The sequence below is a fragment of the Mucilaginibacter lappiensis genome (assembly GCF_900155965.1).
Classification (GTDB): Bacteria; Bacteroidota; Bacteroidia; order Sphingobacteriales; family Sphingobacteriaceae; genus Mucilaginibacter; species Mucilaginibacter lappiensis.
Genome location: NZ_FTMG01000017.1, coordinates 93,484 through 115,864, shown reverse-complemented (window position 1 = coordinate 115,864; position 22,381 = coordinate 93,484). Strand labels below are relative to the sequence as shown.

Sequence of the window (22,381 nt, the reverse complement as noted above, 5' to 3'; positions counted from 1 at the left end):
ATAAAACACATGTAATTGCGAGCGAAGCGTGGCAATCTCCTCGCATTTATAAGGCAAACTTCAATACTCCAGCATTACATGTGGTTTATAAGTATCGGTTTTAACCTGGGCTTTGAGCTCATGCAGAATATTGTACAGACCGAAGTTGGTGCGGTTTACGTAGATAAAATGCTTTACGCCGCGGGCTTGTTTAAACTCGGGTAGTTTGGACAGGCGCTCGCCAAAGCGGTATAGCTGGTCGAAAAAGGCTGTTTCACTAAAATCAAAATGATCATGGATATAAGGCATGGCGAATAGCTCTATCATTTCGCGGAACTGGGTATAATAAAATTCAATCTGCGTAGGGGTATCACCCTTGTGGATCATATCCAACTGACGGAAAGCTTTGATGGTTTCCGTTTTATTATCCAGCAAATTGGTGGAGGTAAGCGAGAAGAAGGGATAATAAAAATCCTCGGGCATTTCCTTAATGCAGCCAAAATCAATAACGCCCAGTTTACCTTCGGGGGTGATCATGAAATTGCCAGGATGCGGGTCGGCATGTACGGCGCGCAGTTCATGCTGTTGAAAATTATAAAAATCCCACAAGGCCTGTCCTATCTGGTTACGGAGTCCCTGCGACGGATTGGTAGCCAGAAACTCTCGGAGGTGTTTACCTTCCAGCCAGTCCATGGTGATGATGCGCTTGCTGCTGAGTTCGGGATAATATTGTGGAAATACGATGTTATCCAGGTTGGCGCAGGCGGTCGAAAATTCGATGGAGCGCCGTACTTCCAATTCGTAGTCTGTTTCTTCCAGCAGGCGCTCTTCTACCTCGCGCATATAAATATCCAGTTCGCGCTCACTCATGCCCAGCATCCGAAAGGCGAAGGGCTTTACCAGTTTCAGGTCGGACGATATAGAATCGCCCACACCAGGATACTGGATCTTAACCGCCAGTTTTTTACCGTTTAACTCAGCCTGGTGAACCTGGCCGATGGATGCCGCATTGGTAGAGCGGATATTGAATTTATCAAATATCTGATCGGGGTTTTTGCCGAAATATTTTCTGAAGGTTTGTACGATCAGCGGCCCCGAAAGCGGCGGCGCGTTGTATTGCGATTGGGTGAATTTATCAACATAGGCCTGTGGCAGGAGGTTTTTATCCATGCTGAGCATTTGCGCCACTTTGAGGGCGCTGCCTTTGAGTTCGCTTAATGATTTGTAAATGTCTGTGGCATTATCCTCGTTTAGCTCAGATTTGTCCATATCCGGGTTGAACAGCTTTTTAGAGTAATGCTTAATATAGTTACCGCCAATTTTGATACCCGTAGTAACAAATTTGGCCGAACGCTGCACCTTGGTGGTGGGCATACTGTTTTGTTCGGGAGTGCTAGCCCCCTCTAAATCTCCCCCGGTAGGGGAGACTTTCTTATCGTTTGTCATCGTATTAAAACCCCATCTTATCCTTTATAGCGCCGTTTTTAACCAGAAACTTACCATACTCAAACAGGTTGTCGATAGGCGAGCGCTGAAACAGATCGAACGTAACGTTAACGCCTTTTTCAATAGCTTCGTCGGTTTTTTCGAACCCGGCAGAATTATCATTCACCCAAAAATTCAGCACAAATACAAACTGTACCCACAGGGCATCTTTATAACGTTTGCTGAAAAACTTACGATCGCTCAGTTCTGATGATTCCAAACCTTCTTTCAGTATTTCGTCGGCAAAGTTTTCGTAGATATCTTTTAAGTGCTCAAACACGCGGGGGGTAGTAAAACCTTTGGGTTGTTTATTGATGGTGTAAATGGCAAAGCTGCGGCTGTTTTTGATCAGCTCGAAAAATCCATAAAAAAACGATAATGCTTTTTCACGGGCGCTGTATCCGCCCCAGATTTCCTGTCCGCGAATCTCCGTTAGGGTTTTGCGGGCGAATTCGGCCCAGATGTTTTGTTCAACCGATTCAAACGAACCAAAGAACTGGTAAAACTCAGCCTCGGTCATTTCGTTTTGTTTGGCAAAAATGTAAACCGATTTAGGCTGCGCGCCCTCAGTCAGTACATAATCAATATACGCGTTCTGGATGCTTTCGATAGTTGCCATAATTTTGAATTTTTAAAGAGCCTCACCTAATCCTCTCCAAAAGAGAGTGCTTTTATGTGTATGTTTTTAAAGTCTCACCCTTTAGGGGGAGATTATGAACATTATTATTTGTTTTTAGTGTTCATGAGTGCTTCGCCGTTTAGAGGGGGCTGATAAACTGCTCAACCGCCTGTTGTAATTGCCGGGCCTGTATCACCCCACTTTGCCGCCATTTGGTTTGCCCTTTTTGAAATATCATGAGGGTAGGTACGCTTTGTATCTTGTAAGCGCTGGCCGCCGAGGGGTTTTTGTCGATATCTATTTTCAGGATCTTTACCTTGTCGCCAAGGGCGTGTTTTACATCTTGCAATATCGGCGGCATCATTTTACAAGGGCCGCACCACTCGGCCGAAAAATCGACCAGTACAGGGGTTTCAGATGCTATAATTTCCTGGAAGTTAGCCATAGCGCTTATTTTAGTTCAAGGGTGAAAGTTCATAGTCCACGTGATATGAACACTCTAATTTCGTAAAAGTTTAAGGTATTTACATAGCAGTGGTATATTATGACTTTGGGGTTATGAAGAAGTTCTAATAAATTGGGGAAAATAATTTTGTCATGCTGAGCGACAGCGAAGCATCTATTTACGGGAAGCATAATTAAATAATAGATCCTTCGCTGTCGCTCAGGATGACAAAGTATTAAGTTTAAAATCCCTAAATTTAAGCATGCAAACCAAACCAACCATTTACCTCTGCTTGCTACTTTTTACATTGCCTATGGCCATCATGGCGCAGGATAAACCAACGGTGATACCGCTCTGGGCCAAAGGAGCGCCGGGCTTTGAGAACCGGAGAAATGAGCCCGAGCAGGCTAAAGATTACTGGGTAAAAAATATCCACAATCCATCACTTACGGTTTTTACGCCGCCGGCAGGCAAGGCTAACGGTGCTGCTATTGTGGTGTGCCCTGGCGGCGGGCACCGTTTGCTGGTGTATACCGCCGAAGGAATTGAGCCTGGTAAATACCTCAGCAATCTGGGCGTAACTGTTTTTGTATTGAAATATCGTTTGGGTAGGGATACGCTATCGCCCTATAAAATTGATGTGCATGCCAAGCAGGATGGTTACCGTGCCATGCGCCTGGTGCGCAGTAAGGCTGCCGAATATGGTTTGGATACCAACAGGATAGGGATGATGGGTTTTTCGGCGGGAGGCGAGGTGGTGGATATGGTAGCTTACGGCCCGGGTAAAGGCGATCAAAATGCCCCTGATCCGATTGATAGGTTGAATGCCCGGCCAAACTTTGTGATCCAGATATATCCTGGCCCGCTGTACATACCTGATACACTGCCCGCTGATGCGCCGCCGGCATTTTTACTGGCTGCTAATGACGATCCTTGCTGCTCGCCATCGGTAGTGAAACTGCTTAACCTGTATCGTACTGCCAAAATACCGGTAGAAGTACATTTATACACGCAAGGCAGTCATGGTTTTAATATGGGGAGCCGCTCCAAGCTGCAATCTATCAATACCTGGCCGCAGCGCATGGCCGACTGGCTAACGGATAATAACTATTTAACCCCGGTAAGGAGAGAACGGCCAAAGGTGTTGCATTGAGCCCTTGGAAAGTCTGAAGTCTTGAGTCTGAAGTCCGAAGCATAAAACTTGACCGCACGATTATGTGTCGATCTGATTCACCTATTTTTGTTGACTTACAACTTTCGACTTCAGACTTAGAACTTACAAATAGTTTAACCACCATTGCTTATGCGTTTGTTTGTATTTACCAAACCAGCGGCAAGGAAAATACAGCGAGGCGATCACTGCCAGCCATATCAGGTAAACTACCGGCAGGCTATAACCAAAGGTTGGTGGACGAAACCAGATGGGGGATTTGGGTGTAATCAAATCTTTACTGGTATATCCCCAGGCCAAAAGGAAAATGATGCTCAATATCCGGATAATATAAAAATGGGGTACGTAATAAAAGAAAGGGACTTTGCCATAAACATTAAATATACCGGTAAGCTTGTTTTGTATTTTCTCAAAGTACGATAGCAATAGCATCGCCACGCCCAGCGTCATACAGAGGTATAATAGGGAGCAAGGATATTTGGTGGTATTCAGAAATGACATTATCGTAAACAACGTATTTCGTTGTACCGCCCATGGCGAGGGATCGCCATAAATATTGAAAGCCCGCAGAATAACAAAGATACCTAACGTAATCAGGCCGGCATAGCGTAGCTGCCTGCGTCGCAGTATGGCATCATAACCCGAACGGTAAAGCGCGCCAAAAGCATAGCCCAATAGCATAACGCTGGTCCAGGGGAGTATGGCGTAGAGGCAAAATATAAAATGTGAATCACCCAACGGTATGATGGCAGCTCTTGCCGTAAATAATACCTTAGTAGCAGCACTGTCTGTTGCCGGATTAGACAGGCCAGGCAAATCAAACAGGTTATGACCAAAAAACAGCAGTAAACCAATCAAACCTATTACTTTTACCGGGAGGCGGTTAAACAACCCTAAGATGATCATGCTGATACCTATGGCCCATATTACCTGTAAAATAATGAAATTGTAAAACGGATTGGCCGATATAGCCAGGGTAATGAGCACAACTTCTACAAAAATAAGCCAGAGACCCCGCTCGATCAGAAAGGCAGAGAACTCGCCCGGGCTGCGCCTGGAGCCTGCCAGGTTAGCCGATATGCCGCTTAGGAAAACAAACGTAGGTGCGCAAAAATGTGTTATCCACCGGGTGAAAAACAAAGCCGGTGTAGTGTTGGCCATATCAGTAGGGCTCACACTGCTCAGGTGAAAAAAATCGCGCACATGATCAATGGCCATAATGAGCATGATGATGCCGCGTAGCACATCAATTGACTGTATGCGCTGTTTATTTACTGATTGTGATGACATTGATAAAAGCTTAAGTTATTTGAATATACATTAAATGATTGATATTTAATGTAATAGCTTAAGTATTTAGCGCCGCAATAAAGTATCGGTTTTAAGCACTAAGCTCTTCATAAGCGGCGGTAAGCCCGCGCTCTATACCATCGCCCTGCCATTCGGTTACGCCGGGAATGGTTTTGATAGCGAGGATATCTTCTTTGCTTTTTCCGGCCTTGATGCTGCTGTCTACATAAGTTACCAGGCTTTCCATAAAGTGGTGCATAGCTTTTACATCGTCCATATTTCCGGTTACCTTTTGCGGATCGAAGGCATGACCGAAAACAAACAGCGTATTTTTATCAAATTGCTTTTGTGCTTTTTCCAACACGGTGATCCAACTTTTGCAGGATGCGCCTGCGCTGCGGTCAACAAAAGGGTAACGGCGATTAAACACCAGGTCGCCGGTATGTACAATGTTGGCATTTTCAAAGTGTATAAAACTGTCGCCATTGGTATGGCCGGCGCCAAAATAGTGCGCGGTGATGTGCTCGTCGCCTACTTTAATTTTCCATTTATCGGTATAGGTGGTATCCGGGTATAGTTGCTTGTCTTCGGTTTGTTTTTGAACAGCCACCGCTTTTTGATTGGTAAGCGAATTGGCATGTGCTGCTACATTTTTGGCGATACCTTTAAAGGAGATATTGCCGCTGGTATGGTCGCCATGGTGATGGGTATTGATGAGCCATTGAAAAGGCAGGTCCGATTGTTTTTTGAGCTCGGCTATCAGGTGTGTGGCCGGGTCCGGAAATTCGGCATCAACCACCACAATTCCTTCTTTATTTACCAACCAGGCAATGGTGCCGCCCTGCTCGGCAAACATACCTACATTGTTGCGTAGAGGTTTAAACTGGTAGGTAGGGTCGGCCAGCATGGATGCAAAGCTTTTGTTAACCAGTAATGCTACGGAACCGGCGGTAAGCGCGGTATTAATTAAAAACTGACGACGTTGCATAGTTTATTGTATTGGTACAGCTAAGTAAATTTAGGTAATTATTAGTAGCGGATAACCTACCTGATGTAACAATATCCTATGGGTTTAACAACACCACCTGTGCTTCCGATAATTCTGTTTCGCGCGTGTTTCGGTTCAGGAATGTAGGTTTAAGGCGAGTTACGGAATAATGTTTAAAGGTTTTGATAACGGTGAATTTCCAGCCTTTGGTTCCCAGGTTATGCAGTACCCCGGTATTGGCATACAGCAAGCCTTTGCTTTTTATTGGAGAAGAGTCGGAAACTTCAGTGAAGGGCGCATGCAGGTTAAAGCTGAAATCGTCATGAAACTGGCCGTCATTAATATAAACCGGCAGTTTTTGCGGATTGTTCTGGTTGATCCACAAGGCAGCCTCACTGCCCGATTGGTAATGCAACAGCGATGGGTAAAAGCACAGGTTAAGAAACAGGTTAACGATAAACGAAGCCAGCATCGTGCTGAAAATGATTTTTTGCATGCCCGTGGAAATCCGTCCAGGTAAAAATATCAGCATCAGCAGGAATACGAAAATGATTGATCCGGTAAGCCAGCCGAAGGTTTCGGGGCGATAAAAATACCAGAGCGTAACTGTAATCAGCAGCATCAACACCATAACAATAGTTTGGGTGATGCGTATCGCTTTGATGCCTTTTTCGGTGCTAAGCCCCTTGAGATATTGCGCCGTGATGATGGCGAAAAAAGGGAATACGATATTTAAATAATGTGGCAGCTGAAATTTGGATGCGGAGAACAGCAGGAAAGTGATGAGCGATCCACAGATGCAATACCATTCTTGTGCCTGCACATTTTTGATTCCCTTTTTAATAAACTGAAATATAGCCGCGAACAATAACAGCGACCAGGGCAAAAAAGCCCAAAGCGTGGTATGTATAAAAAAGGTAGGATCGCCATGACCTTTGATGGGGCCCGTATTAAAAAAGCGCCCGAACTGGCTATCCCAGAAAAAGAATTTGATGCCTGATACACCGGTATGTCCGAATACTACCTTTTCTGGGTGGAGATCAAATTGTTTGTACAGGCACCATACTTCGGGAGTGATAAACAGCAACACCAATACTATAGCCAGCAGCCAGCGCCAATGAAAAAGTTGTTTCCACTGCCGGGTGATGATCAAATGCCCAACTATAGCGCCCCCGATAGTGATCAAGGCGAACATACCCTTGGTCATCACCGCGCAGGCGGTAAACAGGCAGGCCAGTACCAGCTGACTAAAACTATTTCGGGTATACGCTTTATAAAAATGATAAACCGCGGCAATGATAAGTCCGGTTAAATAAGGTTCGGCGCGTACATCTGTATTGGAAAGGATGATATGTTGAGCGGTTAGTAATATCAGTACAGCCCACAGGGCGGTTTGCTTATTGTACAGATCTTTGGCAAAATAATAGGTATACACCACACCCATCATCATAAACAGGATGCCCGGCAGTTTATAGGCCCAGGTGGTAAAGCCAAAACATTTAAAGAATACGGCGGCTACCCAAAACGGAAAATGCGGCTTATCGAGCCAATCGGTTCCCCAGGCAAACAGGTCGGCATAGTTGTTACGCTGTACCATAGTTTTGGCTATGTTAGCATACAAATTAGCATCGGGGCCCATAATGGTAGTAAACAAACCAGTAAAATTGATGATCACCGCCATACCGATAAAGAGGTATAGCCATTTGGTTTGATGAGTAGTCCTGGGTTGATGCATATGAACAAGCGGGGTAAGACGGCTGTAAATATAAGCAGATTTTGGAAGCCTCTACAAAGGAGAGGCCTTTACTTTAACAGGTTTTAACACTCTCTCCTTTGGAGAGGGCGGGATGAGGTAAATCATAACAATTTATTAACGTCGTGGTTTTTAAAACAAGGTAGTTTAGTACCTTGTACCATCCAAATATAAACGATGCGAAATTCTATAAAATTAACTGTAACAGGCCTGTTTTTACTGGCAACTTTAAATGTAAACGCTCAAATACGTACCAAAAAAGCCGTTTTTATAATTGCTGATGGTATCCCTGCCGATGTGATCGAAAAATTGAATACACCCAATCTGAAACTGATAGCCCAACAAGGTACCTACCTGCGCGCCCATGTTGGCGGCGAAAAAGGGGGGTATTCGCAAACACCAACTATATCGGCCAATGGTTATAACAGCTTGCTTACCGCTACCTGGGTAAATAAGCACAATGTTTGGGGCAACGACATTAAAGCTCCCAATTATAACTACTGGAATGTTTTCCGGATGTTTAAGAATGCTTATCCAAACAAAAAGACAGCCGTTTTCTCGAGCTGGACGGATAACCGTACCAAACTAATCGGTGATAATCTACCTGCCGCGGGCAACATTCACCCGGATTATGCCTATGATGGTTATGAATTGGATACCGCGAAATTTCCGCATGATAAGCTGAGTAATTATATGCACCTGATAGATGAGCAGGTAGTAACCTCGGCAGCGGCCTGTATTAAGGATAAAGCGCCCGACTTGTCATGGGTGTACCTGGAGTATACCGATGATATGGGTCACCGGTACGGCGATAGTCCTCAGTATTATGATGCCATTGAAAAAATGGATGCACAGGTTGGTCGTATCTGGCAGGCTATCCAATATCGCCAGAAAAACTTTAAAGAAGATTGGTTGATATTTATCACCACCGATCATGGTCGCAGCGAGCTAAACGGCAAAGACCACGGCGGGCAAAGCACCCGTCAGCGCTCTACCTGGATGGTGACCAACTATAAACCATTAAATAATTATGCTAAATATTATACCCCAGGAATTATCGATATTACCCCGTCCATCAATACGTTTTTGGATGTAAAAGTACCTGAAGCGCAATTGCGCGAGGTTGATGGTACATCGCTGATTGGTCCGGTTTCTGTTGCAGAGCCGCAGGCTAATTTTGTACAAGGTTCGTTGGATGTAAGCTGGAAAGCATTAAATCCGCAAGGCAAAGTAAAGATATGGGTGGCGGCCGCCAATAATTACAAAGAAGGTCAGCCCGATGATTATAAACTATTAGCCGAGGTGCTTGTAACCAAGGAACATGCGCTGCTGGATGTTAAAAATCTGTCGTCTAAATTTTATAAGGTTTGTATTGAAGGGCAATTTAATACCGTGAATAGGTGGGTGGTTTTGGAGGATAAGAAATAAGGGAAGCGATTCAAGAGCTAAGAATCAGGAATCAAGACCGAAAATCATGTTTCATCTGTAAGGAACGAACGAACAACTTCGTCGGGGGCCACATTTTGACCCATTCATGTGGGCGACACTGGAAAGATTATTCAAAAGCCTTCAGATGAAAATCAGGAGGCTTTTATTATTTATTAATAACTTGGCCGTATGCATAGCGGCTTGCTGAATATTATATCTCAAAAAGTACAATTAACCGATAATGACGTTGATTTGTGCGGGATGCTTTTTGAACCTGTACAGTTTCCGAAAAATAGTATTATTGAAAAAGAAGGTGCAGTACCTCAATATTTATATTTTGTAGTCAACGGATTTATGCGCTTGTTTCACCATAACAAAAATGGCGATGAGGTGACTACCCATATTAATTGTCCGCCTGGATTTTTAACATCATATGTCAATTTTATTAACCAAACCAAGGCAAATGAAAATGTGCAGTGTATAACTGATTGTGAATTGTTAAGGATAACCAAAAGTAATTTAGATAACCTAACCATTCAAAGTGCCGCTTTTAAAGATTTTAGCATCATTGTATTCCAACAGTCCATCGCGTATAATGAGGCCCGTTCAAAAGAACTGGCAACACTAACGGCTGGGGAACGTTATGAAAAATTGATCGAAAACTATCCGGGTATTATTCATCATGTACCGGTTCAATACATCGCATCCTTTTTAGGTATGAAGCCGGAAAGTTTAAGCAGGATACGTAAGCAGATGAATTCCTAACATTTGTTAAGTGGATTAGAATTAACAACAGGCAGATTTGTACCATTCATTATTAAAAAACAGTAAGAAAATGGCCAATCGTAATTTAGCCTTAGTTAATGGTGCCAATGGGCACCTTGGCTACAACTTAGTAAAGCTTTTGTTAAGCAAAAATATCCCGGTACGCGCTGCTGTAAGAAATATTGGCAATAAAGACTTCATGGCGGGTTTAGATTGTGAGGTAGTCCAATCGGATATTACCGATAAGGAGTCGTTAGTAAAAGCATTCCAGGATGTAGAAACCTTTTATGCGGTAGGTGCCTCGTTTAAACTCTGGGCAAAAGATCCGCAAAAGGAGATCTATGATGTAAACATGCAAGGTGCCCGGAATATTATTGAAGCCGCAGCGCAGGCTGGAGTGAAAAAGATTGTATACGTAAGTTCAATAGCGGCATTAAATTACGGTACTATCCCGGTGAGGGAAAATGATGGTTATAACCCAGTTCGTAAGGATGTATATTATAACTCCAAAAACGACGGAGAACAACTGGTATTTAAACTTGCAAAAGAGCATCATGTGCAATTGGTGGCTGTGTTGCCATCTGCTATGATAGGCGGGGAAGCTTTTGCACCATTAAATGTATCGTATAATATTTTAAAACTGATCTTACAAAAAGAGATCCCGGTAGAGACTAATATCGCGGTTAATTGGATTGATGTAAAAGATGTTGCCGAAGGTTGTTACTTAGCAGCAACTAAAGGCGTAAACGGAGAAAGGTATATCCTGGCTAATGAGAAATGCACTTCTATTAAAGATACTACAAAAATAGCACAGGAGCTTTTTCCTGAATTGAAAATCAAATTGCCTGCTGCTGTGCCAAAGCCCGTTTTATTTTTTATTGCGTGGTTAATGGAATTAGGGAGTAAAATAACAGGCAGGGCACCTTTACTAAGTACTAAAGATATCGCGATGTTTTCTGGCTTACAGCAAGACTTTGATTTAACGAAATCGAGACAGGAGTTAGGATTTGATCCTAAAGATTCGAGCGTTGCGGTAAAAGAAGCGATGCAATATTTGATCCAACATCAATTAGTACAATTAAAAAGACGATAGACCAGTTGCTATGTGCAAATCGGCTATAAAAAGAGTTTGGGGTTTGATTTTATAGGCAACAAAAAATGCCAGGCATTAATGCCCGGCATTTTTTGTTATTATTGAAGATTAGCCTAAACTACTTTCCCCATCAAAGGATCGCTGAAGCTATGTTGTCCGGTTTCTACACGACCGGCGTAGCGTTTTTCAAAGGATTGGCTGCCGCTTACTTTGACGCTGAAATCATACCAGCCATGGCTTTTGGCGAGGTTAAGCACCAATGTGTTTTGTCTTTTGGCTGTTAATACCTTTTTAAGGTTATTGGTTTTGTAAGCGTGGTCGATTATTTCAATGGTATGGGCTTTGCCATCGGTGTTGGCCAGTTTTAAGGCCACGTTACCGGTAAGCTTATTACCCGTATGTTCGTAATCGCAGGTAATGTCCAGGTGCGGATCGGCGGCATTGCCTTTATATTCACGGAAAAATCCGTTAGGGCCGTAAACACGCAGGTGGTATTCATCGTTCTCAAATTCATGCACGGGCCAGTTATCAGTCAAACTGTCGCCAGCTGTAAGCGCGTATGCCCAGGTACGCAACGGTTCCATCTGCTGTGGATCATTAAAACTAACGTATTTGCCTGGTGCGTAAACATTAAACGGAGCTCCGGTTGCTTTATCACCAAATACTTTGTTATCCGCAGTGAATTTTAATTCGAACGATTTTTTATCGGCACTTAGTTTGCCATCGGCATATAGCTGGTAAGGCAGGGCACATGACGGTTTAATGCCTTTTTCCTGCTGTGGCATATATGGCGATGAGTGCGGATCTTTGTTGATCTGCGCAATCTCATCAGCTGTAAGCAGTTTGTAGGTGGGTAGTTTTTTGAATTTTGCCTGGTGTATGCTCTCTAAAAAAGCATCTTTAGCCACAAACTCTGGGTTGGCTATTTTTTCACCATTATATGGCCTGAAAACGCTGGTCAAATCACCACAGATGGTACGACGCCAGCTGCTGATGTTGGGTTCGGCTACTTTTTTACCTGTTTTTTTACTTAAAAAGTTCTCCAGGAATTGTAGGGTGGAGGTGTGGTCAAATACTTCGGAGTTTACCCATCCACCTCTTGACCATGGCGAAGCGATAACTAAGGGCACGCGGTATCCCAAGCCTATGGAGCATTCCCGGTCAAACATCTGGGGGAAATTATTGCGGGCTTTTTCCTGTGCAAGGGTTACAAAATCAACACTGGTATCAATACCTTTTGAAGTTAGGCCGGTACCTGTTTTTTTTGAATGAGGTACTACAAATGGCGGTACGTGGTCAAAATAGCCATCGTTTTCATCGTAAGCTAATATGAAAATGGTTTTTTTCCAAACCTCAGGATTCTGGGTCAATATGTCCATTACTTCGGATACATACCAGGCCCCAAACCAGGCTGCGCTGGGGTGATCGGAGAAGTTTTCGGGAGCCGATATCCAGGAAACGGTTGGTAATTGCCCTGTTTTTACATCATCTCTAAACTGGTGCAATACATCCCCTTTGGGTACCTGCAATTCGCGTTCGGTGCCGTTATCATTATATTTCAGGTTTACCAGCTCGCGGTAATGCGGATCATTGGTATTGGTGGTAAAACCTTTCTGGTGCAGGTTTTTTTCGCGTTGTGATAGTTTGGCAAATTTACCCGGATCAAGACTGGCCATATCTTTTTTGATACTATCCAGATCGCGTTTTTTCTGTTTCAGTTGCTTTTGCAGGTGATCAATGTGCGCGTCGCCGGCTGGTAAAGCGGCTATTTGTTTCTCAAGCGCGGTTATTTCATCAGGCAACAGGGTGAATCTTTTTTGCAGATAAGTAATGTGGTTATCGTGCAACTTGATGTTGTACTGACCAAAAAATTCCAGGGGGTTATCCTGAAAGTTTGATAACCATGAATCTTCTTCGCCTTCAAAACCACTATCAATAGCTACCTCGTTCTGGTAATGTTTCCAGGAAATGCCGTGATCTTCTAAACGTTCGGGGAAAGTGGCCCAGTTGAGGGTACCATAATCCATATCATCGTTCCATACGTGTGCCAGCGAGTCTTCATGCTGCTCTGCGCGGATGGTACCGCTCCAGAAATATAACCTGTTGGGATTAGTGCCGGTTAATGCCGAGCAAAAATTCTGATCGCACACGGTAAAGGCATCGGCCAGGGCATAGTAAAAAGGCAAATCCTCCCGGTTATAATAACCCATGGTAAGTGGCATATGCCTGTATTCTTTAATGCCGTTTTGTTTTACATTAAGCCACTCATCATACTTGCCATCGTTACGGGCATTTACCTGGTTGGCCCAGGAATGTGGTAATGATGACATCCAGGTGGCCTTGGTGCCTTTAATATCCAGACGGAAAGGTGCATAAGTTTCACCCGCTTTGTTGGATTGCAGCCATACTTTGTTTTTATTTGGCAAGTCAATAGCCCGCGGATCATTATAGCCGCGCACGCCTTTGAGGGTGCCATAGGTATGATCAAAAGAACGGTTTTCCTGCATCAGGATTACGATATGTTCGGCATCCAGGTAGGTACTGCCGGGGGCCGGATTAATGGCCATCGCTTTTTGAATTGATTCGGGCAAAATACTGGCCATGCCAGCCGCACCGGTAAGTAATGCTGCTTTCTTTAAAAAGTCTCTGCGGGTATCAAACATTGGTGTTTAGTTATTGGTCCATGGTCGATAGTCCATAGATCATGGTTGTTATTTTTGTCCATAGTCGATGGTCCATAGACCATGGTTATTATTTTTTCAATATTAAGAAATTTTAAAATCTATTACTGCTATACTGTATTCTAAACTTTAAATTAATCTATGGACTATCGACCATAGTTCATAGATTAACTTCTTGCCGCAATTACCTCTTCGCACAAGCCAAATGAAAGGGTCATACCATTACCGCCCATTCCGTTGATGATAGTTACACCAGGTTTGATCTCTACAACTAGCTCGGTTGCCCCGTTAGTCATTTTTGGATAGATACCATGCCATGACTGCAGGAGTTTCCAGTCCTTAAAGGTGGCAAAAGTATGTAAGTACTCCATTATTAAATTATTAATAAATGCCTTATCAAACGGGTCGTGTACCAGGCCATATTCATGCGAATCGCCAATGGTGAGTTCGCCACTACCATTTTGAGAAACCATTACATGGATACCCCATTTTAAATGTGTAGCGTATTGTTCCTCATAACGTTTGCGCAAAGCAGGTAACGAAGCCGCAGTCTGAAAACCAGGATAATGGATCATGGATAAACCACCGCATAAAGACGGACCTATACGCCACTCATCCGGCTGGGTAACCAGGCGCATCATTTGCAATTTACATTTGGTGATGGGGGTTTGAGCAAACAGCTCGGGATATAAGGTTTCAAACTCGGCACCACTGCAAACAAATATTTCATCAGCCTGCCAGCTTTGACTGCCCGATACTACTTTGGGATGTTCGATACGGCTGATGGCGGTATTCCAATGAAATTCCACACCATATTTTTCGGCCAGGTATTTGGCTACTTGCCCAACAGCCACACGCGATTCTACAATCATATCCTCACCACTCCATAACGCGCCTTTTAAACCTTTAGGATTAACAGCCAGTGATTTGGCAAAAGTTTGGGCAGGGGTTAATAAGGCACAATCCCTGAATTGATGATTAACCTCTACATATTCTTTAATGGCCTGTAACTCATCATCATGATAGGCCAGGTGCAATGAGCCTACTTCATTATGCCATATACCGGCTTCAGTACAAATGGTTTTCCAGATGCTGCGCGATAGCATGGCACGGTCAAACAGGGGGCCGGTTGCCTGTCCAATTGGCCATACCATCCCGAAATTGCGAATGGATGCGCCAACGGCACGTTCGTTACGTTCAAATACGATTACCTTATAGCCACGCATGGCTAAGGCGCGGGCAGTGGCTAAGCCTACAATACCTGCGCCTATAATGATCGCGTTTTTGTTCATTGGTTTAATGATTAATTAGTTGATCGGATTGCCTGTTATGAGATGGTCGTTGCCTAATAAGCCGGCTTGCTCATTTTGACTTTTTAATTTTGAATTTTGACTTGGCCTGGCACTTTGCAAAAAGTAAATGAGCGATAGCACACCGCAAATGCCGCCAACAAGACCCACAATCATAACGCCTTGCTGAAAAAAGTGCCCCCAGCTAATGTTTGGATGCCCCAATTCTCTTACCAGCAAAATGCTTACACTACCCAGGTAACCCATGGAGTCGGCTACGTACATGATAAAACCAACGTTGCTTTTATAGTTAAAAGTGGCTATCATGCGCTCAAAAAATATGGCGTTGTAAGGTACGTAACCCAGGTAAAGGCCAAGGCCGGCCATAGTCATCCAGCTTATCGGGCTTATTAGCTTCATAGTAAACAGCATGGTAGATACACCAACCAATAAACAGCCGCCGATGATGAGCAGGTGGATGATACTAAAGGCTTTCAGATTCTTTTTTACTAAAATGAGCAAACTCATGGCTACCAGTACGATGATGGATATGATGGAATCTATATTGGTATAAATGCTGTTACTTTTTACGCCCAGATCGGCCCAGATCTCTACCTCAAAATTATCGCGCACATCACGCATAATGGTAAGCAGCACATAAATGATAATGGTAAGGATGATACCCGGTAAAAAGCGTATCAGGAATTGCTTGCGCTCCGCCGCGTTCATGGGGCTGCGTTTGGTACGCAGCTTTTGATCCTCGGCTGTGGGGGCGGGCATCAGCTCCATGCAAAATACAAAAAGGAGTAGCGGTAATACAAATATGGCGCCTGTTAAAAAAGGCATATGATATTCGTTCACATGAAAAACGTTAAGCAGGGTACGCCCAACCGTTTTTACAAAGCCCGAGGCAAATATTAAACTAATAGATAGCACTGCTGCCATAAACTCGGTAGAGCGACGGCCTTCCAGGTAACCAAAAACCAGGCCCCAGATCAGCCCCAATGGAAAGCCGTTGACAAACAGGAAAATGATATTGAAGGGTGCCGGCACTATAGCAAAAGCCAGCAATGCCAGCCAGGCAATGCCTATTAAAGTTAAAATATATCGCGCCCTGTTTTTGCTGTTTACTTCGGCTATAAAACGGATGCCATAAAACTTGCTGAAGGTATAACCCACCACCTGGGCTATTACCAGCCATACTTTATAATCGATATGCAGATATTGCTGACCGGTAAAGGTACCGGCTGCAAAAGCTTTACGAAAAGCATACATAGAAGTGTATAGCCCAAATGACGCCACAGCAGCCATTATGGATAGAAGAGAGTAGGGCCATTTGGCTATTTTGGCCCTTAACGAGTCCATCAGTTTTATCATTTTTTATTGATTTATGATATCAATTACCTGTGCTATATTATCAATGATGTGAGTAGGATTGGAAGGTTCCAATTGCTCGCGGGTAAATGCGCCGGTGGTTACACCAATTACATATTTGCAGCCAACGCTCTGTCCTTCGCGTACATCAGCCCCGGTATCACCTACTTTAACAACCTCTAAAGGGTCCGTTATATTACCTGCCTTCATCATTTTTTGTATCATATATGGGTGCGGGCGACCAAGTTCTACTTCGTCAGATCCGACTACATGATCTATCAGCCCTTTTTCGCGCCATTGCAGGCGGGTTACTATGGTGTTGGCAATATCACGGGAAAAACCGGTGTTGATACCTACTTGTACACCGGTGGCGCGTAGGGCCGCAAATGTTTCTTCGACATGCGGCAGGGGGTCAATAGGGCCATGTTGATAAAAGCTGATCATCTGCTGAACAAATTCTTGATGAATGTTGCTGATGAGTTCCGGAGTAATTTTATCGGTATTATTTTCAATCACCAGCAATATTTGTTTGATGGCTACCGTTTTTTGGTAACCCCTAAATGGGGCAATCTGGTTGAGCTCAATATCATAATTGTATTTTTTTAAAGCGGCCTGGAAAGCTTTGCTCACCTCCTGATCGTCTTTAACGGTAGTGCCGGCTATGTCAAATACCACTAATTTAATGGCCATAATATTGATGAAATAATGTTTAGCAATAGTAAACTTTGTTTATTAATATCAAACTAAATTTGTGTTAAGATATGGTTAAGGGGCGAGAATCTTGTGTAAGAATGTATAGCCCATATATTTAAACAACCTCTTGTTGATGAAGTAAATACAGGCTATCTATATCGGTTATAAGATCGGAAAATTAATGCTAATTTTGAATATGGAAGTAATATTCATCTCAGAAATTACCTGCCCGGTTTGTGGTTTTAAAAAGCAGGAGAAGATGCCGGTGGATGCTTGTCAGTATTTTTACCAATGCGGTAACTGCAATGCGTTATTAAAACCTATGGAAGGAGATTGTTGCGTTTTTTGCAGTTATGGCTCTTATAAATGTCCCCCAATTCAAACTAAGGGGACTTGCTGCAATTAATTTAACACTAAAATAGATTTACTTTTTTTCTTCAAAAAAATAAACCGCGAGCATAATAGCGGTGGTGTTACCGAGATTTTTTGGGGTATGGGGTATGCGTCCATCAAACAACATGGAATCGCCCTGGTGTATGGGTATCCGCTCGTCCTTAAACTGGTATTCTACTTCACCCTGTAAAATATATTTGTATTCGAACGCATCAGTTTCTACAAGAGGGCGCAGCGCTCCAGGCTCCAGTTCTAATATTACAATATCAACAGTTGATTGGGTTATAGACTGTGTAAAAATGCGCTGATAATGGAAGCCGATGGCATGCTCTTTTTCAAAGTGCTCGTATTCGCTTTTCCGTTTTATAAGTATGGGTAAATGGTCACTTTTTGAGCGGATATCCTTAAAAAATTCATTCAGATCAATTTCCAGGGCTTTAATGATTTCGATCAGCACCATGAGTGAAGGTATGGTCCGGCTGTTCTCGATCTGTGATATCAGCCCTTTACTTACATTAGCCCTTACGGCCAGTTCCTGTACAGTGATGTTTTTTTCGCGACGGCGTTCTTTTATCCGGTTACTGATCTGTATCAGTATATCTTCTTCCATTGGTTAGTCTCCAGGTTAGCGGGTGCAAAGTAGTTTTCAAAATCCAAAAGTCAAAATCCAAAAAAGTGTCAATTAATCAGGATCGTTCTTAAAATGCCCCCTGAAAATCAGAAAAATAGATACCTAAATACCTAATAATGATATTAATGAGTTAATAACGTATAATCCATAGTTAATATTAAGTGAAAACGATATTTTACAAACATTTAATATTTTCATAATGTGGATACGCTTTATTTGCAGAAAATAAACTAATCATGGCTTTTTCCCAATATAATCCGCTGGCTGTTGTAAATGAAGTATTTTCATTGTATGAAAAATTCGGAGATGAAGATTATATAGGCGAACCGGTTTCGCAATTAGAACATATGTCTCAAGCGGCTGCTTTGGCACAGGCCGAAGGTTTTGATGATGAGGTAATATTGGCAGCATTTTTTCATGATATAGGTCATTTATGTGCAGATGCCGAAGAAGCCGGAAGCATGGATGGTATGGGTAATGTTGATCATGAAAAACTGGGAGCTGATTATTTGCTGGAACGTGGTTTTTCGGAAAGAGTAGCCAATTTGGTGCAGGGACATGTGATAGCGAAGCGATATCTTACTTATAAATATCCGGAATATTATAATCGGCTGTCTGATGCCAGCAAAGGAACGCTGCAATTTCAGGGAGGTGTAATGACCGATGAAGAGGCTTCAGATTTTGAGTTAAACCCTGATGCCGAGCTGATTATAAGATTACGCTATTGGGATGACATGGCCAAAGAGATGAATCAACCCGTAAATAACCTCGATTATTTAAAATCTATAGCACTAACCCATCTGCAACTGGTAAACAGTTGATATTTTAATATTAAGTTTTTGTAAGGTATATGTAATTACGCTGTTACAAAAACCGCCTGCTTAACACAGGGTGAACATAAGATTAAGTATAGCTTAATACTAAGTTGGTTTACTAATAATAAACAAAGTTTAGTATTGCTGCATGAAAAAATCAATCCTTTCACCTTTAAATTTTAGCAGATGAACAAGTTTTACCAGAGATTAAAAAACCTTATCACGGTTTTATTATTTTGTATAACGCCATCTATTTTATTTGGACAAACCAAAATAAGTGGTACCATTACCGACGAAAACCATTTGCCACTTCCTGGAGTAAGTGTGAAAATTAAAGATCAAAACAAAGGCACAGTTACCGATGTGGATGGTCATTACTTTATTACAGCCTCCAACGGGCAAACACTCATTTTTACATTTATTGGCTATACCCCGCAATCTGTAGTTGTGAGCGACAAGGCCATTGTTAATGTAAGTATGAACGGTAACAGTAAAACGCTTAATGAGGTTGTTGTAACCGCTCTAGGTGTTAAAAAGGAAACCCGCCGAATTGGTTACGCCCTGCAAGCGGTTAATGGTGCCGATGTAACTACTGCACGTGACCCTAACCCTATTACCGGTTTAACAGGTAAAGTGGCAGGTTTATCAGTAGGTCCATCGGCTGAGTTATTGGGTAATCCTTCGGTATTAATAAGGGGTAACTCAGTAACCTTATATGTTGTTGACGGTTTCCCGATCAATACAGATACTTACAATATCAGCCCTGATGATATTGAAACTTATACCGTATTGAAAGGCCCGGCTGCGGCCGCGTTATATGGTAGTCGCGCACAAAACGGCGCTATCCTGATCACCACCAAAAAAGGTGAAAAGAACAAAAAAGGCTTAACTGTTGATATTAACAGCAGTACGGTGATGAACAAAGGTTTTTTGGCATTCCCCCGTATTCAAAGTTCATATGGCCCTGGTGAAAATACCTTTTACACCTTTGTTGATGGTAAAGGTGGTGCACCGGGCGGTGTGGATAGCGATTATGACATTTGGGGTCCCTATTTTGCAGGCCAGTTAATACCTCAATATGACAGCCCGGTTATCAATGGTGTACGCCAGGGAACTCCATGGGTAGCCCGTGGTAAAAATAACCTGAAAAACTTTCTACAAACAGGTGTACAAACCAATAATAACATTTCATTAGGTGCTGTGGGTGATACTTATGTTACCCGTTTCTCGGTTTCGCAACAACATCAAACCAGCTATATCCCTTCACAGTACCTGGATATAGCCAATGCCAACTTTTACGCATCATTTACCCCAACCAGCCGTTGGAAATTTGAAGCTAACGTTGATTTCAACAGACAATCAACTGATAATTTCCCTGACGTACAATACGGTCCGAACAGCCTTATTTACAATTTGGCCATTTGGACAGGTGCCGACTGGAGCGTTAACTCTCCGGATATTAAAGCCATCTGGCAGCCAGGTAAAGAAGGGGTTCAATCAGAATTTGAGGAGTACACCCGTTACCACAATCCTTATTTGTTAACTCAGAAATGGACAAGGGGGCACTATAAAAATGATATTTATGGTTATGTATCCGGTAACTTTAAAATTAATGATAACCTGAACGCTACTTTACGTTCACAGATTGATACCTATAATATCTTGCGCACAGAGGACCTGCCATTCTCGGCCCACCCTTATGGCCGTGAAGGTAACATGGGCGATTACCGCGAAGATCGCCGTAACCTGTTTGACAACAATACAGAGTTGATGTTAAACTATAACTACACGGTAAAAAAATTCCTGAACTTATCGGGTGTGGTTGGTTCAAACTTACGTAGCTTTAATTATAACTCCAGTTGGACATCAACCGATTATTTGAACGTGCCTGAGGTTTACACCTTTGCTAACTCCAGAAACCCGGTGCAGTCAACTGCTTTTAGTTCCCAAGAGCGCGTATTAAGCGGCTATTACTCTTTGGATGCTACTTTTGGTAAATATGCTACCTTATCAAGTACAGGTCGTGTTGATAAATCATCAGCATTTCAAAACGTAACTACCTATTATTATCCAAGCTTATCGGTAGCAACGGTAATATCTGATTACATTAAATTACCAGAGATTGTTTCCTTCTTAAAAGGAAGGGCATCGTATTCAACAGTTAAAGCCGATGCTTCGAGCCCAACAATTGGTCCTGCTCCCTTTAATGCTATTTCGGCCTTGGGTGGCTCAACTACTACTAACAGCCCTAATTCGAATCCGTTGTTCCTGAACCCGCTGGGTTATGGCAGTACTTATAACTCGCCTTATAACGGTCCAAGTTATCAGCTTAATCCGTTTTATTTAACGAGTAAGCCATATAACAGCCAGCCGGCTGCTTCAGCTTCTAACTTTCTGTACCAGCCGAACATCAAAACGTCAACTCGTGTTAATTACGAAGAGGGTTTTGATATTAAATTCTTACAAAACCGTTTAGGTCTTTCTGCCACGGCCTTCCAGTATATTGATGGTCCGCAGATATTGGCCAACAGTATTTCAACTGCTACAGGTTACACTACTTTATACCTGAATGCTTTAAAAACCAGAAAAACTGGTTATGAGGCTTCGATAGAAGGTACCCCAATCAGAAACTTAGGTGGTTTTACCTGGAATGTTTTGATTAATGTATCAACCTTTAAAGATGTGTATGAAGAGTTGCCTCCGGGACAAAATACTTACAACCAGTTCTTTAAACAAGGCGACCGTACCGATAAGTTATACGGTACAGCTTTTGCCAGAACCCCACAAGGCCAGATCATTAACGACGCCGCCGGTAAACCATTGGTGTTACCTGTTGCTCAGTACCTGGGTAACGAAAACGCTAAGTACCAATGGAGTATTGGTAATAAACTCCGCTACAAAAACTTCAATCTGGGTTTCCAGTTTGACGGATCTGTTGGTGGTGTAATTATTGATTATATGCACAACAAAACTATGCGTGGTGGTTCAAACATTGAAACAGCCACCGGGGCTCTTGGTGATGCCCGTTACAAAGACTGGCAAAATTTTGGTAAAAAAGGTTACAACGGTAGCTACATAGGCGAAGGCGTAACTGTATCAAACGGAACCTCCATCAATTATGACCCTGTAACCGGTAGAATAATAAACTACGCTGCACTGCAATACTCACCTAATAAGCAAACCGCGTTGGTACAGGATTATGTAAGTAAGTACTACAATGTTGATGAATCAAACCTCATGAGCAAAACATTCTCTAAACTGCGCGAGGTAACATTGGGTTATGATTTCCCGAAAGCATGGCTGGATAAATCATTCATCAGAAAAGCATCCGTATCGATATACGGCCGTAACTTATTGTACTTCTATGGTGACAAACGCTTTAAGGATGTGGATTTAGATCAATATAACTACGCTACTTCAACCACTGTTTTACAGTCGCCAACAGTACGTAGCTATGGTGTCAACTTCAATGTATCATTCTAATTAAAA

The 22,381-nt window shown here is 42.8% G+C and carries 18 protein-coding genes; 7 read left to right on the top strand and 11 right to left on the bottom strand.

The window, feature by feature from the left end:
• Positions 1-60: 60 nt before the first annotated feature.
• From BW976_RS24475 to trxA, 3 genes are all read right to left on the bottom strand, one after another.
• Positions 61-1,425, bottom strand: a complete 1,365-nt coding sequence (locus BW976_RS24475; RefSeq protein ID WP_076377497.1) for an ABC1 kinase family protein — start codon at positions 1,423-1,425, stop codon at positions 61-63.
• Between the two features lie 4 nt (positions 1,426-1,429).
• Entirely contained in the window at positions 1,430-2,083 is a 654-nt protein-coding gene (locus BW976_RS24470) for a TetR family transcriptional regulator C-terminal domain-containing protein (protein WP_076377496.1), read from the bottom strand.
• A 139-nt stretch (positions 2,084-2,222) separates the two neighbouring features.
• Positions 2,223-2,528 (bottom strand): thioredoxin, encoded by a 306-nt coding sequence (gene trxA, locus BW976_RS24465; RefSeq protein WP_076377494.1) that lies wholly within the window; start codon positions 2,526-2,528, stop codon positions 2,223-2,225.
• 262 nt (positions 2,529-2,790) lie between these two features.
• Between trxA and BW976_RS24460 the strand changes: the two genes are divergently transcribed.
• Entirely contained in the window at positions 2,791-3,681 is an 891-nt protein-coding gene (locus BW976_RS24460; protein ID WP_076377492.1) for an alpha/beta hydrolase, read from the top strand.
• Positions 3,682-3,804: 123 nt separating this feature from the next.
• Here the strand turns inward: BW976_RS24460 and BW976_RS24455 are convergent, their stop codons facing one another.
• The 3 genes from BW976_RS24455 to BW976_RS24445 form a co-directional block, all read right to left on the bottom strand.
• Positions 3,805-4,989, bottom strand: coding sequence for an acetyltransferase domain-containing protein (locus BW976_RS24455; protein ID WP_076377490.1), 1,185 nt, complete (start codon positions 4,987-4,989; stop codon positions 3,805-3,807).
• A gap of 91 nt (positions 4,990-5,080) precedes the next feature.
• A complete protein-coding gene (locus tag BW976_RS24450) occupies positions 5,081-5,977 on the bottom strand; it encodes an MBL fold metallo-hydrolase (RefSeq protein WP_076377488.1) in 897 nt (298 codons plus the stop codon).
• A gap of 76 nt (positions 5,978-6,053) precedes the next feature.
• A complete protein-coding gene (locus BW976_RS24445) occupies positions 6,054-7,712 on the bottom strand; it encodes an ArnT family glycosyltransferase (RefSeq protein ID WP_076377486.1) in 1,659 nt (552 codons plus the stop codon).
• Positions 7,713-7,907: 195 nt separating this feature from the next.
• Here BW976_RS24445 and BW976_RS24440 point away from each other — a divergent pair, with 195 nt between their 5' ends.
• The 3 genes from BW976_RS24440 to BW976_RS24430 all read left to right on the top strand — a co-directional run bounded on the left by BW976_RS24440 (position 7,908) and on the right by BW976_RS24430 (position 11,016).
• Positions 7,908-9,158 carry an alkaline phosphatase family protein gene (locus tag BW976_RS24440; RefSeq protein ID WP_076377484.1) on the top strand — a complete coding sequence of 417 codons (1,251 nt, stop codon included), beginning with the start codon at positions 7,908-7,910 and terminating at the stop codon, positions 9,156-9,158.
• A gap of 189 nt (positions 9,159-9,347) precedes the next feature.
• Positions 9,348-9,923 carry a Crp/Fnr family transcriptional regulator gene (locus BW976_RS24435; RefSeq protein ID WP_076377482.1) on the top strand — a complete coding sequence of 192 codons (576 nt, stop codon included), beginning with the start codon at positions 9,348-9,350 and terminating at the stop codon, positions 9,921-9,923.
• 70 nt (positions 9,924-9,993) lie between these two features.
• A complete protein-coding gene (locus BW976_RS24430; RefSeq protein ID WP_076377480.1) occupies positions 9,994-11,016 on the top strand; it encodes an NAD-dependent epimerase/dehydratase family protein in 1,023 nt (340 codons plus the stop codon).
• 113 nt (positions 11,017-11,129) lie between these two features.
• On the opposite strand, the gene BW976_RS24425 is transcribed toward BW976_RS24430, so the two are convergent.
• From BW976_RS24425 to BW976_RS24410, 4 genes are all read right to left on the bottom strand, one after another.
• Positions 11,130-13,679 (bottom strand): phosphocholine-specific phospholipase C, encoded by a 2,550-nt coding sequence (locus BW976_RS24425; protein ID WP_076377478.1) that lies wholly within the window; start codon positions 13,677-13,679, stop codon positions 11,130-11,132.
• A gap of 185 nt (positions 13,680-13,864) precedes the next feature.
• The gene (locus BW976_RS24420) at positions 13,865-14,989 is read right to left on the bottom strand and encodes a TIGR03364 family FAD-dependent oxidoreductase (protein WP_076377476.1); all 1,125 of its coding nucleotides are present in this window, start codon (positions 14,987-14,989) and stop codon (positions 13,865-13,867) included.
• 15 nt (positions 14,990-15,004) lie between these two features.
• Positions 15,005-16,363: a DUF5690 family protein gene (locus tag BW976_RS24415; RefSeq protein WP_221283437.1), complete on the bottom strand. Its 1,359-nt coding sequence runs from the start codon at positions 16,361-16,363 to the stop codon at positions 15,005-15,007.
• Between the two features lie 3 nt (positions 16,364-16,366).
• Positions 16,367-17,050, bottom strand: coding sequence for an HAD hydrolase-like protein (locus BW976_RS24410; protein ID WP_076377474.1), 684 nt, complete (start codon positions 17,048-17,050; stop codon positions 16,367-16,369).
• 184 nt (positions 17,051-17,234) lie between these two features.
• Between BW976_RS24410 and BW976_RS29955 the strand changes: the two genes are divergently transcribed.
• Positions 17,235-17,459, top strand: coding sequence for a GDCCVxC domain-containing (seleno)protein (locus tag BW976_RS29955; protein WP_455565428.1), 225 nt, complete (start codon positions 17,235-17,237; stop codon positions 17,457-17,459).
• 18 nt (positions 17,460-17,477) lie between these two features.
• On the opposite strand, the gene BW976_RS24400 is transcribed toward BW976_RS29955, so the two are convergent.
• Positions 17,478-18,056: a helix-turn-helix domain-containing protein gene (locus BW976_RS24400; protein WP_076377470.1), complete on the bottom strand. Its 579-nt coding sequence runs from the start codon at positions 18,054-18,056 to the stop codon at positions 17,478-17,480.
• Between the two features lie 257 nt (positions 18,057-18,313).
• On the opposite strand from BW976_RS24400, the gene BW976_RS24395 reads away from it, so the two are divergent.
• Both BW976_RS24395 and BW976_RS24390 read left to right on the top strand, forming a co-directional pair.
• Positions 18,314-18,898 carry a phosphonate degradation HD-domain oxygenase gene (locus tag BW976_RS24395; RefSeq protein ID WP_076377468.1) on the top strand — a complete coding sequence of 195 codons (585 nt, stop codon included), beginning with the start codon at positions 18,314-18,316 and terminating at the stop codon, positions 18,896-18,898.
• A 180-nt stretch (positions 18,899-19,078) separates the two neighbouring features.
• Positions 19,079-22,375, top strand: coding sequence for a carboxypeptidase-like regulatory domain-containing protein (locus BW976_RS24390; protein ID WP_076377466.1), 3,297 nt, complete (start codon positions 19,079-19,081; stop codon positions 22,373-22,375).
• Positions 22,376-22,381 lie beyond the last annotated feature (6 nt).

What these genes read in the sequence shown, in the direction of transcription:
- BW976_RS24475 (WP_076377497.1), bottom strand. Translation starts at nt 1,425, where the DNA reads ATGACAAACGATAAGAAAGTCTCCCCTACCGGGGGAGATTTAGAGGGG.
- BW976_RS24470 (WP_076377496.1), bottom strand. Translation starts at nt 2,083, where the DNA reads ATGGCAACTATCGAAAGCATCCAGAACGCGTATATTGATTATGTACTG.
- trxA (WP_076377494.1), bottom strand. Translation starts at nt 2,528, where the DNA reads ATGGCTAACTTCCAGGAAATTATAGCATCTGAAACCCCTGTACTGGTC.
- BW976_RS24460 (WP_076377492.1), top strand. Translation starts at nt 2,791, where the DNA reads ATGCAAACCAAACCAACCATTTACCTCTGCTTGCTACTTTTTACATTG.
- BW976_RS24455 (WP_076377490.1), bottom strand. Translation starts at nt 4,989, where the DNA reads ATGTCATCACAATCAGTAAATAAACAGCGCATACAGTCAATTGATGTG.
- BW976_RS24450 (WP_076377488.1), bottom strand. Translation starts at nt 5,977, where the DNA reads ATGCAACGTCGTCAGTTTTTAATTAATACCGCGCTTACCGCCGGTTCC.
- BW976_RS24445 (WP_076377486.1), bottom strand. Translation starts at nt 7,712, where the DNA reads ATGCATCAACCCAGGACTACTCATCAAACCAAATGGCTATACCTCTTT.
- BW976_RS24440 (WP_076377484.1), top strand. Translation starts at nt 7,908, where the DNA reads ATGCGAAATTCTATAAAATTAACTGTAACAGGCCTGTTTTTACTGGCA.
- BW976_RS24435 (WP_076377482.1), top strand. Translation starts at nt 9,348, where the DNA reads ATGCATAGCGGCTTGCTGAATATTATATCTCAAAAAGTACAATTAACC.
- BW976_RS24430 (WP_076377480.1), top strand. Translation starts at nt 9,994, where the DNA reads ATGGCCAATCGTAATTTAGCCTTAGTTAATGGTGCCAATGGGCACCTT.
- BW976_RS24425 (WP_076377478.1), bottom strand. Translation starts at nt 13,679, where the DNA reads ATGTTTGATACCCGCAGAGACTTTTTAAAGAAAGCAGCATTACTTACC.
- BW976_RS24420 (WP_076377476.1), bottom strand. Translation starts at nt 14,989, where the DNA reads ATGAACAAAAACGCGATCATTATAGGCGCAGGTATTGTAGGCTTAGCC.
- BW976_RS24415 (WP_221283437.1), bottom strand. Translation starts at nt 16,363, where the DNA reads ATGATAAAACTGATGGACTCGTTAAGGGCCAAAATAGCCAAATGGCCC.
- BW976_RS24410 (WP_076377474.1), bottom strand. Translation starts at nt 17,050, where the DNA reads ATGGCCATTAAATTAGTGGTATTTGACATAGCCGGCACTACCGTTAAA.
- BW976_RS29955 (WP_455565428.1), top strand. Translation starts at nt 17,235, where the DNA reads ATGCTAATTTTGAATATGGAAGTAATATTCATCTCAGAAATTACCTGC.
- BW976_RS24400 (WP_076377470.1), bottom strand. Translation starts at nt 18,056, where the DNA reads ATGGAAGAAGATATACTGATACAGATCAGTAACCGGATAAAAGAACGC.
- BW976_RS24395 (WP_076377468.1), top strand. Translation starts at nt 18,314, where the DNA reads ATGGCTTTTTCCCAATATAATCCGCTGGCTGTTGTAAATGAAGTATTT.
- BW976_RS24390 (WP_076377466.1), top strand. Translation starts at nt 19,079, where the DNA reads ATGAACAAGTTTTACCAGAGATTAAAAAACCTTATCACGGTTTTATTA.